This window comes from Streptacidiphilus alkalitolerans (genome assembly GCF_042511045.1).
In the GTDB taxonomy this organism is placed as follows: domain Bacteria; phylum Actinomycetota; class Actinomycetes; order Streptomycetales; family Streptomycetaceae; genus Streptacidiphilus; species Streptacidiphilus alkalitolerans.
Genome location: NZ_JBHEZX010000001.1, coordinates 572130 through 585926 on the forward strand (window position 1 = coordinate 572130; position 13797 = coordinate 585926).

Here is a 13797-nt window from a genome sequence, read left to right on the forward strand (position 1 = left end):
ATATGCTCGTCGCCTCATAATCTTGGCAGTCACCGAGTACGACGACGGGTCGCCCTCAGAGCAGCGGAAGTTCAGCACGGGCATCTCCGCGCAGGTCAGCATCGTGGAGGGCTGGTGGGCCGATCCCAGCCTTGACGACAGGCGCCGTTTCGTTCCAGCCCGGCCCAAACAGCTCAGTGACCTAAGGGGCCTGCGCGATTTCCTCCTGGATGAGGAGCTTGCCGAGGCGGACGACGACGAAGCCCTCGTCATCTACATCACCGGCCACGGTCTGGCTCCCGCCAACTCCCCGCAGCACTTCCTGCGCCTGCCCGACTCCTACGAGGACCGGCCACTCAGCACCGCCTTTCCGACTGCGGAACTGATCGCAACAGTGCTGGATTCCCAGGCAACGCACGTCCTGGTGATGGTTGATTCCTGCTTCTCCGGTCGGCTCGAAACCGAACTTAAGGCCAATCTGAAGGCGCTCCGAGAAGGGCGTCGCTCGCTCGCCTCGCTCGTTGTACTCGCGGCCGGGAACGACGAAAGCAGGCCCCGGCTTGGTCAGTTCACCAACCTGCTCCGGGCCGTCCACGACCACTGCGCGGACCAAGCCAATGGCTACGCCGGGTCCCACCTCAGCTGGCAGGAATGGAGGGGCATCGTCGGCGCGGTGTTCGACGCGAGGACCATGGCCGATGTCCACGAGATATGGCCGACATCATCCGCCACAGTACAGAAGGCGCATCAACAGCTTAGTCCCTGCCTGCCCAACCCCGGCTATACGGCGATCGATGCTGTACTTGGTGCCTCCCTTAGCGAGGTCGGTTGGACCCGCACCGAGCTGGACAGATACTGGATCTCGCGCGCCGCTGGTCAGCCGGAAGCCGACGGCCCCGGCTGGTACTTCACCGGACGCACTGACCTAGTCAAACGGGTGCTCGAATTCCTGAGTGGCACTGAGCATGTACTCGTCGTCACCGGCGAGGCTGGTTCGGGCAAGTCCGCCCTCCTGGCGCGCGTGGTAACTCTCAGCGACGCCCGCTTCCGTGCGGACCCGCACTATGGCCCACTCATCGCCGACATCCCCCAGGAACTCGACGTCCCGGTGGGCTCTGTGGATGCGGCCGTCCTCGCCCGCAACTCCGATCCAGACGAACTCGCCCAGACTCTCTTCGAGGCGCTCGATGGCTCCCCGAGTGCCTTTGGCGCAGCAAACGGGGCACGCTCTCGGACAGGGTCAAGAAGGTTGGCGAGGTTTCTGGACGAGGGGCCAGTGAAGGCTCTTTGCAAACTCATAGGGGAGCTCACACTTTCGCGAGGAAAACCCCTGACTCTCGTGGTTGACGGCGTCGACGAGGCCAAGAACCCTACGCGCGTTATCACCGACCTGCTCCGCCCACTCACTCAACTGCGCATGGACACGGCGATAGACGAAGGTCCCGCGGTCCGGCTACTTCTAGGCGTCCGCAGTCCCCGGGAGTCTACGACGGCCCCGACGCCCACGGCTCCCGCCATCGACCTGCTCGGACTCCTCATCCGGGCCACTCACGCCGGGCCGCTGATCCGCACAGACGAAGTCGAGGCGACCAGGGGCGACATTGCCGCGTACGTCCACGCGCTGCTCCAAGCGCCGCAAGAGGGCCAGGGCAGCGCCGCAGAAGGGCATTCGGAACTCACTGAGCTGGAGCTCGCCCAACTCCGGCACCGCCGGCTGGCCGCGGCGATTGCCGAGGAAGTGTCCCCGTCTTTCCTGGACGCCAGGATCGCCGCCGAGCAACTTCGCTCGATGCCTGTCATGCCGGACCCCGAAGATCCTTCGTGGCGCCGGACCCTGCGCGAGGGTACCGAGGCGCTCCTCCGAGAGGACCTCGGCGAGGTGGCTCGCTGGCACGAGACACTGCCCGAGCACCTGATGGCTGTGCTTCGGACGACCGCCTTCGGGCAGGGGGCGGGGTTGCCTTGGGCCGAAATCTGGCCCGCCGCGGTGCGTGCATTGTCCTCGACCCCCGTTAGCGACCCGGATGCGGCCATCCGCCTGGTGATGAGCAGCCGACTCAACGGCTACCTGACAACCGCAGTCGAGGACGAGCGGACCGTGTACCGACCGATCCACGAGCGGATCAGCGAAACCCTACGGCTCTCACCACAGTTGCTGCTCGATCTCCCAGATACGGGCACGGCCCCAGCGGCGCGATTCCCTGAGATCCCAGTCACCGCTGCGCACGCACTACTCGTACAGGCTTTCGGTGGGATCCTGCCTGAGGCGCTGGACCAGCCGCCACACCCGTACCTTCGGCGCCACCTCATCGAGCACGTGGCCGCAGCCGGACTCGTCGATGACAAGCACGTCCCTTGGCGATTCCTGCCTTGGGAGACGAGCGGAACGGTGCGGGCAGCCCTCGGAATCCCTGCCGACTTTCGCACCAGTGCCGCTAACCTCGCCGCGTGGGCTCGTATTGAAGCATTCCTGGGCGATGCAGGAACTACGGCCCGGGCCGACAGCCTCCGCCTGTCCCTTCTGGGCACAGCTGTCGGCCGTGGTGCCGTCGGGAATCTGGTCGCAACACGGCCGCTACTCGGCTATCGCTCCAGCGTCACACCGCAGTGGAGCCAACTGCGCGTGTCCGAAGACCTCTTGGCAAAGGCGTCGATGCCCCTCGCCTCGCTGGTGTCCCTCACCCTTCCGGATGGCAGCCCGCTCGTCGCGGCGGGTGACCAAGGTGGTGAGGTGCGAGTGTGGGACCCGCGTACCGGAACGGAATTCGGCCTGCCCTTCAAGCCAGCCCCGTACGTACGCGCCCTGGCCGTGCTGACCAGTCCCGCACAGATCCCCCTGCTCGCGGTGGGTGCCGCCCACGGTGTCTGGATCTATGACCCGCAGAGCGGCGATGCCACCCGGCTCCCTGAGACGGAAGCCGTGTTCGCGCTTGCCGCGTTCAGGACCAGGAACGGACGAGTGCGGCTAGCCGTCGGAACTGAGGCGGGACTGATCACGTGTGATCCTTTCGACGAGGAGACGGCGGGCCTGCCCCTCATGCCTCTCGACGGCGTGATGGGCCCCTCGGTCAAGGCGTTGGCGACGTTGCGACTCCCCACAGGCAGGACGCTACTCGCCGCAGGCGGCAACAACAGCACGCTGCAGGTCTTTGACGCCGAATCGCTTGACACTGTCACCGTGGTGAATGGGCAGGGCAGAGGCGTGGTCGCTCTCGCTCTCCACTTCGACCACGAGGACCGACCCCAACTTTCTGCGGCTTCGAGCACAACGCGCAGCGTGCGCACCTACGACGCATTCACCGGTGAGGAGAACACGGCCGCGCGTATCCGCCGAGCGGCTGCCTCCCTCGCGCCCTACCCTCGTCCGGGCCGCGGGTCACTGCTGGCACTTGGCGGCACTGACGGCGGGGCCGTGAGCCTCTGGGACCCGACTAAGGGTAGAGAGTTGTACACATCACCACCCGACCACACAGGAAGGGTCAAGGCCGTGGTCGCGGTGGATACGGGAGGGCAGATGCCCTTCGTAGTGTCCGCATCGTTGGACCGGACAGTCCGGATCTGGAACCCCGCTGGCCCGACACTGCCTATGGAACCCGCTCCCGAGTCGTTGGCGGACGGCACTCTCCTAGCCGTGATCCCAGGATCGGACGACGGCCCCAGCTTGCTGACGCCCGGGCGTTCAGGCGCCATCAGTATTCGGTCGGCGGCAAGAGGGCAGCTGAGGGGCAGGCGGCCGCGTCCTCAGCAACTGACGTGGCCCGACGAATGGGGCTGCGGTGTGTTGACCGCCCTGGCCACCCACGTCTGGCCAGACGGATCGGCCTCCGTCGTCGTCGGCCTGCAAAACGGCCTGATCGGCCACTGGGACGTGCTGCGCGGCTGGCGGTCCCTTCCTGTCGAACGGCGCTGGCAAGAGAATCGGGTGCGCTCTCTCACCATGCTTCCCCATCCCAGCGCCGACGACGTCGTCTTGATCAGCGGCACGACCGCGGGAGGCATCTACTTCCATGCCCTAGCCAGCGGCGAACAGCTTTGGGAGCCCCTCCACACGAACGGATCCGTGCGCGCCCTCGCGGCTCTGCCGGCCAAGACCGGACCACTCGTGGCGTACTCCAGCGACCGCACCGTGAGGATTGGCCACCTCGGTGCGTCACCACATCTGCGCCTACCCGGCCGCTCAGGCCCCATCCATTCACTCGCCGTCTGCCCTGCAGAGGACGGGAGTTTCCTGCTGGCCACTGGCGGCAATGACGGTTGCGTCCGGCTCTGGTCCCCGGACAATGTTCGGACGGAAGCGTACCCCGTACTCGAGGGGCACCAGGGCCCGGTCTCGAGCATCAGCGTCCTGCCGCCGACTCCCACTTCGCCGCAGCCGCTCCTTGCTACCACAGGCTCGAGCGACACCACCGTGCGCCTCTGGAACCCGTGGACCGGGGAGGAGCTCATGCGGATAGTCACAGGCACACCCCTCACGTCTCTCTGTGCCCTGCCCGACGCCAGCATGCCGGGCACCACCGACCCGGCGATCGCCTTCGGCGGGCCAGCGGGCCTGGCAGCCGTCACCGTCAGCCGCTGAACGACTCCGTGGCAGCACCCGAAGGCAACCCTGGATGGGCGCGGCTCATCGCGCCCATCCGATTGTGGGGCCCGCCGGTGCTTTCCCTCGGGGTGCACATCAGGGATGGGGCGGAGGCGGAGGCCAAGTGGTTGCGGTGCTGCAGTGGCTGCGGAAGGCCGGCACCCATGCCCCGAAACTCCCGGACTCGCTGAGCATTGTCAGCTTGTCGCTCAGGAGTGGGGCCGGTGGGGGCCTGGAAAAGTCGGCCGACCGAGCCGAGAACGAATCAGATCCCGTGGAGCATCTAGGAAGGCGTGGGGGACTGACCTGGGGCGCATGCGAATATGGCGTTGTTAATTTCTGGAAGTCGCAGACTTATTATTCAATCCACTTGAAACTCAATTCTTTCAAATGCGAGATTGTCCTGGACTTGGAAGATTCTCCGCCACGGGAATTTCATGGGGACCACCTGGGGACCAGGGGCTGTCGAAGTAACAGGTGGAGGCCGTTGGGGACCAGTTGGGGACCAGCTGGACGGCACACCTGGCGCGCTATGTGCCATTTTGCACGCCTGGAACGTTCCTAATGCGCCCAGCGTGCCATAGTTCGTAAACCTACCTCACTGGGGGTCAGGGGGTCGCAGGTTCAAATCCTGTCGTCCCGGCAGTGAGTCAGAAGGCCGTTGATCCGGACGAAAGTCCAGGTCAGCGGCCTTCTGCATGACGGCCCGTCAGGAGTCTAGGACGTTCCGGCAGGCTCCGGTCAAGGGGGTTACGGCCCCACTGGGGACCACCTGGGGACCAAGATCGCCACACGGCGCTGATACCCGATCACGTTCTGCATTGGAAAAGGTCCTCTCGAATTTCATTTCCGCCGCCGAGTGGAGGATTTCTGGAAGACTCCGCAACCCCTCGGTAAAGCTTTCCAGAGACGTCTCGGGCACAGCTCTTTCAACCCGTTTCGATCGCTGGTCCCACGAGCAGCGCTAACCACTGTGCGTAACAATGAGGGCCGTCAAACCGCCGTGGCAGCCACCGGTTGAAATCAGAGCCTCGCGGGCGTGCGTCCCCAGACACCGCGCTGATAGCCGCTCCCTGGTCCTCGCCACCGTCAGCCCGATGCCTGCGTTGGCCGTCCTGCTGGCAGGCAAACGCTGGAGCGAGACCGGGTACGCCTTCACAGACGTCCGCGGCCACCCAGTGAACCCCGACCACGTCGGCCACATCTTCCAGCAACTGGTCCGCGGCCACGACCTGCCCCCGATCCGCCTGCACGACCTGCGCCACGTCGCCGCCACCCTGGCCCTGAACGCCGGCGTCCCCCTCAAAGTCGTCCAGCACCAGGTCGGACACGGCAGCCTCTCCACCACCGCCGACATCTACACAGCCGTCCTCCCCCAGACCGCCCACCAGGCAGCTGAGGCCACCACTCGCCACAGGACGGGTTCCCCACGGCGCCGATTCACGGATCTTGATCTGACGCGGACAGTGAATCGTGCGGGACCACTTCCAGGACGGGATGCTCCCAGGGCGCTGCCCCAATGCCGGGCAGTTAACGGATTTCCGCTGGTGGCAAGGGGTTTCCGATACCAACAACCCCAACTCGCCGAAGCATTTGCCAACACCCGATACTGGCAACCGCGATGGGCTACGAGGACTGACCCGGGCGTGAGTGATCACGGGCTCCACCGCTTTCACGCGGTGGAGCCCGTTCTGCTCAAGACCTACGGCTTGACCTGTACGTCCTTGCGGAGGATCACCAGCAGCTCCCGCAGGATCGCGTTCGGGCCGGTGCGCCCCGGGAGATCGTCCATGGTGATCAGGTCCTTCTCGCGGCTGACCTGCCGGTGCATCACATCATCGCCGACGATTCGGTGCCCGGCCAGCGCCTTGGCGTGCTTGCCGTCCGTTTCCGACCACTTGTAGCTGCTCGCCATCCCAGCGAAGCCCTTCTGCCCGAACGCCGGAGGGATGTGGTCCATGACGGCCCGGATCAGGGCGGCGGCGGCGAAGGGGTGGCGGTCGGCGATGTTGCTGTTGAGCTCGCGCAGGATGGCCAGGAGCTTCTTCAGGTCCCAGTTGCTGGCCGCGCCGACCTTCTCCAGTTCGGTGATGAGGTCGGCGTCGATGTAGGGGGCCGGAGCGGCTTCCAGAGCGGCAGGAACCGGAGGGGCGGTGATGGCGCTGGGCGTCGGAGTGTCGTCGCCTTGCAGCAGTTCCAGCGTCGTCGCCACGTAGCCGCGGATGTCGTAGACAGCGGCGAACCGCGTCACCTTCCGCGTGATCACGTAGGTCCAGTCCCCGCCCTGGAGAGTGGCGAAGCTGCCCGGCAGGATCGGTTCGCGGTTGAAGACCTCCGGCAGGCGGCGGATGAACTCAGCCTTGAGTGTGGGGATGGCCTTGGCCAGCTCCTCGGAAGTGAGGTTCACCTTCTTCGGCTGGTTCCCCTGCCGGGGGGCCGCCTCGTAGACCTCGATCATGTGCTTGAGGGTCAACAAGAAAGGCTTGCCCAAGATCGCGTCAACGTCCGAGTCAACTAGGGCTGCGGCGACGGTCAGTTCGATCGGCTGCTCTTCGCGGAGCATGCCAACACTGGGCAGGGGGCCGGTGAACCCGTAGCCGGAGTGTGCGTTCCGCTGCGCTCCGCGCGGCAGCGCGTACAGGCCCTTCTTCGCCTCGTCGGGGGTCGGGCCGATGTCCGCAAGGGCGTCCTCGACGGACTCCCAGATCGGCCACTCACCCTCCTCCCACCACCTCCGTGCGACGTGGGAGATGAGGATGGTCTGGGCGCGGGACAGCTCGGCGTCGAGCATCGGGTGGGGCAACTTCGGCACGGGGGCTCACAGTTCATGTACGGGGCCGGTCGGCGCGGCCACGGTGGTGCGGGTCTCCAAGGTAGATCCCCTAGCCGCTTGGGACGCACGGGTTTTCGGGTGTCCCGTCTCGATTCGTGTCAGTCCGACAGGTCCAGGGCCAGGCGCAGGGCCTGGCCGACCCGGGCCATCTCCTCCGGGGTGACGATGCCGAGGCACTTCCCCTCGTGATCCGCCCGCGCCGGTAGCCCAGGACGTCCACCGCGCCGGCCATGCCGTCCACGGGGTGGGTGGTCGGGGCGGTCAGCAGGGTGTCCGGCGCGGTGCCGAAGCACCGCCAGCAACTGGCTGGACTTGTAGATTCCCTCCAGCCCGACCCCAAAGGTTCCGCACCATTACAGGCAGTTCTTCAAAGTCATCCGGGCGACTAGCGCGCGGGGCGGGTTAGGGGACAAACCGGACGCCGACTTGTACGGCCATGGATCATGGAAACGACTAAGGCCCAGCTCACACGGGTGAGTTGGGCCTTTACAGGGTTGGCCGTGTGGGACTCGAACCCACAACCTATGGATTAAAAGTCCACAGCTCCGCCAATTGAGCGACACCCCCTGAGGTCCCATCCGGGGCGGTTCACGGTACAGAGCGCCCTCAAACGAGCGCGGGCCACCATCGACAACCACCTGCCGGACACCGGAAGCAGCAGCAGCCGGCACGCCGACCGGCCGGAAAGCGCGACCGAACACCAACTGGTGGCCCGGCTGACCGACGCGCTCGAACGGGCCGACCTCGACGCGCTGGTGGGGCTGTTCGTAGCCGACGTCCGGTTCTCCATGCCGCCCGCCATGCTGGAATACCGGGGTATCGACATGGCACGCCGCGTCCTGCTGGCGGTCACCTTCCGGCCCGACCGGTCGTACCGCGTGGTACCGACCCGCGCGAACGGCCAGCCCGCGTTCGGGATGTACATGGCCGACCCGTACGCGGGTCTCTACCGGGCCTACACCCTGCTCGTCGTCACGACCGCCGGCGACCGCATCACCGTGATCACCGGCTTCGACGCGAGCGTGATGCCACGGTTCGGGCTGCCCCGCACGCTCCCCGGAACGGACTGAGACCGTGTCCTACGCGGGGCAGGACTCCACGACGCGGAGGTACCGTGGCTGAACACCTGGGCGCAGGGCCGGACCCGGACCGAGCGGTTGATCTCGCGGAGTTCGTCGGTCTGCTTGGTGAGTTGCGTGCGCGGGCGGAGATGCCCTCCTACCGAGTGCTGGCGAAGAGGGTCGGGCCGCTCATGCGCCCCCCGCGCGTTGTGCCGACCATGACGGTCGCGGACGTGTTCAAAACCGGACGGCGCCGCTTGGACCTGGACCTGGTGGTCGCTGTCGTCCGTGCGCTCGGCGAGGACGAGTCGGCGGTCGATCGCTGGCGCCGTGCCTGCATCAAGGTCCACGCGCAGGCCAAGACCGGCGGTCCAGAACGCGTGTTGGGTCAGCTGCCCACGGATCCGGCCACCTTCACCGGACGCCGTGAGGAACTCGCCCGGCTGGTGGCCACCGCGACGGCACCGCGCGACAGCGAGAGCGTCGGCGACCGGTTGCGGGGCCACCACGCATTGGTCCTGCTGGCCAACGCCGCAGACGAGGACCAGGTCAGGGAATGGAGCCTCGCGGAGCTCGCTGACCGGATGCAGACCGGTCGACTCGAAAACGACACTGCTCTTCGACGCGAGCTCATGAGTCGGCTGAACGAGATCGACGGGATCGAACTTCCCGAAGCCAAGCTGGAGTTGCGCCTCTCATTCCCGCTGGAGGCGCTTGCAGGCCACGTTGACGAGATCCAGGGCGTCCTGGAGTGGTTCGCCCGCACCGTGGCGCTTCACGGTGCGGACGGGCAACGCTGAGGTCACCGAGCTGAACGGCATCGCCGTCGACATCACGTTGCCCGCGGTCCACGGGAGTCCAGCCGTGCTGCGAGTGCGCCGACCTCGGACTCGACGGTCGCCAGGGTGTAGTCAGTTCTGTAGCCGAGCTGGGCGTTCACCCGGATCATGTGCAGGTTTTCGGATGCCGTCGTCGTGCGCACCTGTTCCAGCCGGGGAAGATCGGCGGTGAGCCACCGCATCATCGAGGCCTTCATGGCGAGGCCGAGCCCGAGTCCGCGGAATTCGGGCAGCACGGCAGTGTCCTCCTGGGTGCAGTGGCTCCACTGTCCGGGGACGATGGCGATCTCGGTGAAGCCCGCCACAGTCCCGCCGCGTTCGTCCACGGCCACGACGTAGCGGTGGGACTGCCCACCCTCGCGCGTCTTGGCCTCGTACTGCCGCACTCGTTCCGCGGTCCAGTTGGGGTGCCGATAGCTTGATTCGCCGGCCGGCGAGTCGGCGATGGCGTTGCGTGCTCGGGCGAAGCCCTGCACCAGGTCCTCCGGTGCGGTGTCCGTCCAGCGGTGGAGCCGGAATCCGGATTTCGGCTCCACCTGCCACAGGGCCGGGTCCGCGCTCGTGATGTCCAGATGGTGCGAGGAGCGCTGCAGGACCGTCTGGAAGCCGAGGGCGTTCGCCCACCTCTCGCCGTCCGCACCGGCTTTGACCGTACCGGCGATCGCCCGGTAGCCGTGTTCGTGGATCTGCGGCAGCATCGCCCGGAGCAGCCGTGTCCCGACTCCCGCTCTGCGGTCCCGGTCTGGCACTCGCACAGAGATGAGGGCGAGCCCGCTGTTCTCGTCCGTCGGGAAGATGGCGTTCGCCGTGCCGAGCAGCCGCCCCTCCTCGCGTGCGTCCCATCGCCGCAGCAGCCCGTGGAATGACGTGGACTGATTCAGTTGGTGTACATATGACTCGTACGACGGCACCGGCGAACTCGGGAAGTCCACGGACACGGCGACCAAAATCTCGTACCACGCGCGCAACTCGTCGGGCGAGGCGAGCTCTGGTACGAACGGCGCTGTCTCCAGGCTCATGACGGCCTTCCTTCCCGAGGTCTCGTTGGCAGCTCTCCTGCCGAGCGGTGTAGCGCTAGCACTGGATCACGAAGTTGCGTCCGTCGGGCAGGAGAGGTGGGGGCGGCCCGGTCGGGCCTTGCCGCCGAAGCGCCATGCCTCGATGTCGCGGTAGCGGATGGTTCCGGGGCCCGACCCGTTGCTCCCCACCAGGTGGAGGCGCTCGGTCTGCCATGGACGGCCGGCGAAGTCGGCAAGGGCCGCAGCCGCCGACGGAATGCTGGTCCGCTCGCCCCGGCGTGCCCGAGCCAGCGTCAGGTGGGGGCGTAGCGGGCGCTCCTGGAAAGTGACACCGCAGGTCCGCACCAGGTTCCGGACGTCATCGGCGAGCAGGTGGAGTCCTTCGAGTTCACCCTGGATCCCGCTCCACAGCAGGCGTTCGTCGAAATGGCCGCCGCCGTTCAGGCTCAACTTCAGGGGTGGGCAAGACGCGGCCAGCTGGGCGAGCACCGCCCGCAGGACCGGGACGGCCGCCACCGGGAGCCCGCCGAGAAACGCCAGGGTGATGTGCCAGTCCTCGATCCGGTTCCACCGCAGCTGGGGGTACTGCTCATAGACGGGCTGCAGGGCGCCCGCCAACTCGTCCTTCGCATCGTCGGGCGGAGCGAGCGCGATGAACACGCGTACGGTCGAGGGCTGCTGAGGATCATCCGTCACCAGAGCTTTCTAACACTTTTCCGTCCCTGCCCGCCCTCACCGACAGGGGGCGCGGTAGGCGCTCGAACCGTGTGCCGCGGTGTAGGCAGTCTCGGTGGACGGCTCGGTCATGAGGGGGTGAGGCGGCCCTGGTGGAGGCGGGTGCCTGCCTGCTTGAGGCGGTGCAGGACTGGGACGACGTCCACCTGGGTGACGGCGGGCAGGATGCCGACCTTGTCGGTGACGTAGGTGTAGAGGTCGTCCATGGTGCGGCAGGTGACGGTGACCAGGAGGTTCGCGGAGCCGGTGACGGCGGCGGCGAAGGTGGTCTCGGGGTGGCTGGACAACGCCTCCCCGGTGGCCTTGAGCCGGCCCGGGTTGACGGTGAGCCAGAGGTACGCGGTGGCGTGGAATCCGAAGCGGGCGTAGGCGAGGTCGACGGCCAGGCGCAGGGCCTGCCCGTCGAGCAGTTCCTCCAGGCGTGCTGAGACGCGGGCCTTGGACCACCCGGTCGCGCGTGCCAGGTCCACCACGCCGGTGCGTCCGTCCCGTGCCAGTTCCACCAGCAGCGGGGCGTCCTTCGCGGTGAGGACTGCCGTGCGCGAGTCGGACACGGGCTGCGTCGGGGCGTCGTCGCGGTCGTGCAGCGACTCGTGCAGCGACTCGTGCAGCGCGGCGATCTCGGCGGGGGTGAGCGGTTCGTCGAAGGCGCGCCATTTGGCGTCGGCGCCGAGGTGCATGTGGAGCACGGCGTAGGCGTGGAAGCCCAGCACCTTGGCGGTGCGAGGGAGGCGGTGCAGGACGGAGCCGTGGGGGTGGGTGGGGTCGCTGCGGGTCTGGCAGACGATCTCGGAGCCGCCGGAGGTGACGCTGACGTAGGAGGTGTCCTCGCGCGCCGCCAGCGCGTCGGCCAGGGCGTCCGCGGCGTCGGGCCGGCATTGGACCCGCACGAACCAGGTCTGCTCGCGGGAGCCGCCGTGGCCGGGCAGGGCACGGACCCGGACCGCGCCGTCGGCGACCAGCGCGCGGTAGCGCCGTGCCGCGGTCTGCTCCGAGACGCTCGCGACCTGCGCGATCCGGCGGAACGACGCGCGCCCGTCCTGCAGCAGGCACTGCACGATACGCCGGTCGGTCTGGTCCATGAGGGAAGTATAGGCAGCAAAACAGCGAACCCTTGGATGTTCGGGGCGGCTTTTCGGCGGTTGACTGGTGGGAAGTTCCGGCGGGCCAGCACAGTGGTCCTACCAGTTCCGAGAATGCTTTTCTGCAAGGAGTCCGCGATGAGCGATGTACTTCCCGGGGGCACCCTGCGCCTGTCCGAGACCCTGACCGTGACCCGGGTCGGCTACGGCGCGCTCCAGCTGGCCGGCCCGATGGCGTACGGGCCGCCGCGCGACCGCGACGAGGCGCTGGCCGTACTGCGCGCGGTGGCGGCGGCCGGGATCACGCACCTGGACACCAGCGACTACTACGGTCCGCACCTGGTGAACGGGCTGGTCCGCGAGGCCCTGCACCCCTACCCCGAGGGCCTGCGCATCGCCACCAAGGTCGGGGCGCGCCGCACCGCGGAGCGTGGGTGGCCTGCGGCGCTGTCGCGGCCCGAGCTGGTGCAGGCGGTGCACGACAACCTGGACCACCTGGGCGTGGAGGCGCTGGATCTGGTGAACCTGCGCATGACCGACACCCTGGCGGCGGACGACATCGTCGAACCGTTCACGGTGCTGGCCGAGCTGCGCGAACAGGGCCTGATCCGCAACCTGGGCGTCAGCAACGTCAGTGCGCAGCAGGTCCGCACAGCCCAGCGGATCGCGCCGGTGGTCGCGGTGCAGAACCACTACAACATCGCTTTCCGCCAGGACGACGCCCTGGTGGACTGGTGCGCCGAACAGGGCATCGCGTTCGTGCCGTTCTGGCCGCTGGGTGGATTCCGACCGCTGCAGGCCAAGGCCCTGGAGCAGGCCGCGGCCGACCTCGGTGCCACGCCGCGGCAGATCGCGCTGGCGTGGCTGCTGCACCGCTCGCCCACGATGCTGCTCATTCCCGGCACCTCCACCCGCGCCCACCTCGCGCAGAGCATTGCCGCCGCCACGATCGCCCTGCCGGACCGGGCGCTGCGCACCCTGAACGCCATCGCCGACCCGGCCCACTGACGGCCGCCGCCTCCCCTTCTCCCCCTTCCTCTCATTTTGTGGAGTTCGCCGCCATGTCGTATCCGCCTGCCCGCCACCGCACGCTGGTCCTCTCCGGGAGTCTGCGCACCGGGTCCGTCACCGGCCGGATCGCCCGAGCGGCGCTGGACCGAAGCCACCTGGGGCACGAGGTCGTCCTCGCCGCCGATCTGGACCAACTGCCGCTGTTCAACGAGGACTTGGACACCGATCCGGCCCCGGCCGCCGTGGCCGCGCTGCGGGCTCAGGTCGCCACCGCGAACAGCGTGCTGGTCCTCAGCCCGGTTCACAACGCCAGCGTCTCGGCCGCACTGAAGAACGCCCTGGACTGGCTCTCCCGCCCCCGCGACGCCAGCCCCTTGGCCGGGAAGCCGGTCACCGGCCTGGTCATCGGCTACCACTCCCACGGTGCCGAGCACCACCTGGAGGCGATACTGCGCGCCGTCGGGGCCCATCCGAACCCGGCCCCGATCCCAGTGCTGGGTCTGCGCGGCCTCGACCCGCAACGGGCCGCCCACGACCATCGGATCACCGCCGCCCTCGCCCAGGCCCTGGACGCACTCGCACTCGCACTCGGCGAAGCACGGCCCGTCCCACTGGCATCTGATATCGGGGCGGCCTCCGCCGGTGAGATCCGCTGACGG

Annotated in this window: 9 protein-coding genes, 1 tRNA gene and 1 pseudogene; 6 read left to right on the forward strand and 5 right to left on the reverse strand. The window is 67.7% G+C overall.

The window, feature by feature from the left end; all coding sequences use genetic code 11:
* Positions 1 to 22 precede the first annotated feature (22 nt).
* Both ACEZDG_RS02620 and ACEZDG_RS02625 read left to right on the forward strand, forming a co-directional pair.
* On the forward strand, positions 23 to 4555 hold the full coding sequence (locus tag ACEZDG_RS02620; RefSeq protein WP_380501747.1) for an NACHT and WD repeat domain-containing protein: 4533 nt from the start codon (positions 23 to 25) through the stop codon (positions 4553 to 4555).
* A gap of 1100 nt (positions 4556 to 5655) precedes the next feature.
* A pseudogene (locus ACEZDG_RS02625) lies at positions 5656 to 5874 on the forward strand (tyrosine-type recombinase/integrase); the annotation flags it as partial.
* Between the two features lie 386 nt (positions 5875 to 6260).
* Here the strand turns inward: ACEZDG_RS02625 and ACEZDG_RS02630 are convergent.
* Both ACEZDG_RS02630 and ACEZDG_RS02635 read right to left on the reverse strand, forming a co-directional pair.
* On the reverse strand, positions 6261 to 7349 hold the full coding sequence (locus ACEZDG_RS02630) for a hypothetical protein (RefSeq protein ID WP_380501749.1): 1089 nt from the start codon (positions 7347 to 7349) through the stop codon (positions 6261 to 6263).
* A gap of 539 nt (positions 7350 to 7888) precedes the next feature.
* Positions 7889 to 7950 (reverse strand) — tRNA-Lys (locus ACEZDG_RS02635).
* A gap of 148 nt (positions 7951 to 8098) precedes the next feature.
* On the opposite strand from ACEZDG_RS02635, the gene ACEZDG_RS02640 reads away from it, so the two are divergent.
* Positions 8099 to 8461, forward strand: a complete 363-nt coding sequence (locus ACEZDG_RS02640; protein ID WP_380501751.1) for a nuclear transport factor 2 family protein — start codon at positions 8099 to 8101, stop codon at positions 8459 to 8461.
* 44 nt (positions 8462 to 8505) lie between these two features.
* Complete coding sequence (locus ACEZDG_RS02645) at positions 8506 to 9252, forward strand: hypothetical protein (RefSeq protein ID WP_380501753.1); 747 nt, start codon at positions 8506 to 8508, stop codon at positions 9250 to 9252.
* Positions 9253 to 9284: 32 nt separating this feature from the next.
* On the opposite strand, the gene ACEZDG_RS02650 is transcribed toward ACEZDG_RS02645, so the two are convergent.
* The 3 genes from ACEZDG_RS02650 to ACEZDG_RS02660 form a co-directional block, all read right to left on the reverse strand.
* The gene (locus tag ACEZDG_RS02650; RefSeq protein WP_380501755.1) at positions 9285 to 10310 is read right to left on the reverse strand and encodes a GNAT family N-acetyltransferase; all 1026 of its coding nucleotides are present in this window, start codon (positions 10308 to 10310) and stop codon (positions 9285 to 9287) included.
* A gap of 66 nt (positions 10311 to 10376) precedes the next feature.
* A complete protein-coding gene (gene thpR, locus ACEZDG_RS02655) occupies positions 10377 to 10970 on the reverse strand; it encodes an RNA 2',3'-cyclic phosphodiesterase (RefSeq protein WP_380501757.1) in 594 nt (197 codons plus the stop codon).
* Positions 10971 to 11113: 143 nt separating this feature from the next.
* Positions 11114 to 12127 carry an Lrp/AsnC family transcriptional regulator gene (locus ACEZDG_RS02660; RefSeq protein WP_380501759.1) on the reverse strand — a complete coding sequence of 338 codons (1014 nt, stop codon included), beginning with the start codon at positions 12125 to 12127 and terminating at the stop codon, positions 11114 to 11116.
* Positions 12128 to 12265: 138 nt separating this feature from the next.
* On the opposite strand from ACEZDG_RS02660, the gene ACEZDG_RS02665 reads away from it, so the two are divergent.
* Positions 12266 to 13135, forward strand: a complete 870-nt coding sequence (locus ACEZDG_RS02665) for an oxidoreductase (protein WP_380501760.1) — start codon at positions 12266 to 12268, stop codon at positions 13133 to 13135.
* Positions 13136 to 13188: 53 nt separating this feature from the next.
* Positions 13189 to 13794 carry an NADPH-dependent FMN reductase gene (locus tag ACEZDG_RS02670; RefSeq protein WP_380501762.1) on the forward strand — a complete coding sequence of 202 codons (606 nt, stop codon included), beginning with the start codon at positions 13189 to 13191 and terminating at the stop codon, positions 13792 to 13794.
* Positions 13795 to 13797: the final 3 nt, after the last annotated feature.

Bases quoted from the DNA above. Each gene is read 5' to 3' on its own strand.
- ACEZDG_RS02630 (WP_380501749.1), bottom strand. From the start codon at position 7,349: ATGCTCGACGCCGAGCTGTCCCGCGCCCAGACCATCCTCATCTCCCAC.
- ACEZDG_RS02670 (WP_380501762.1), top strand. From the start codon at position 13,189: ATGTCGTATCCGCCTGCCCGCCACCGCACGCTGGTCCTCTCCGGGAGT.
- ACEZDG_RS02650 (WP_380501755.1), bottom strand. From the start codon at position 10,310: ATGAGCCTGGAGACAGCGCCGTTCGTACCAGAGCTCGCCTCGCCCGAC.
- ACEZDG_RS02665 (WP_380501760.1), top strand. From the start codon at position 12,266: ATGAGCGATGTACTTCCCGGGGGCACCCTGCGCCTGTCCGAGACCCTG.
- ACEZDG_RS02660 (WP_380501759.1), bottom strand. From the start codon at position 12,127: ATGGACCAGACCGACCGGCGTATCGTGCAGTGCCTGCTGCAGGACGGG.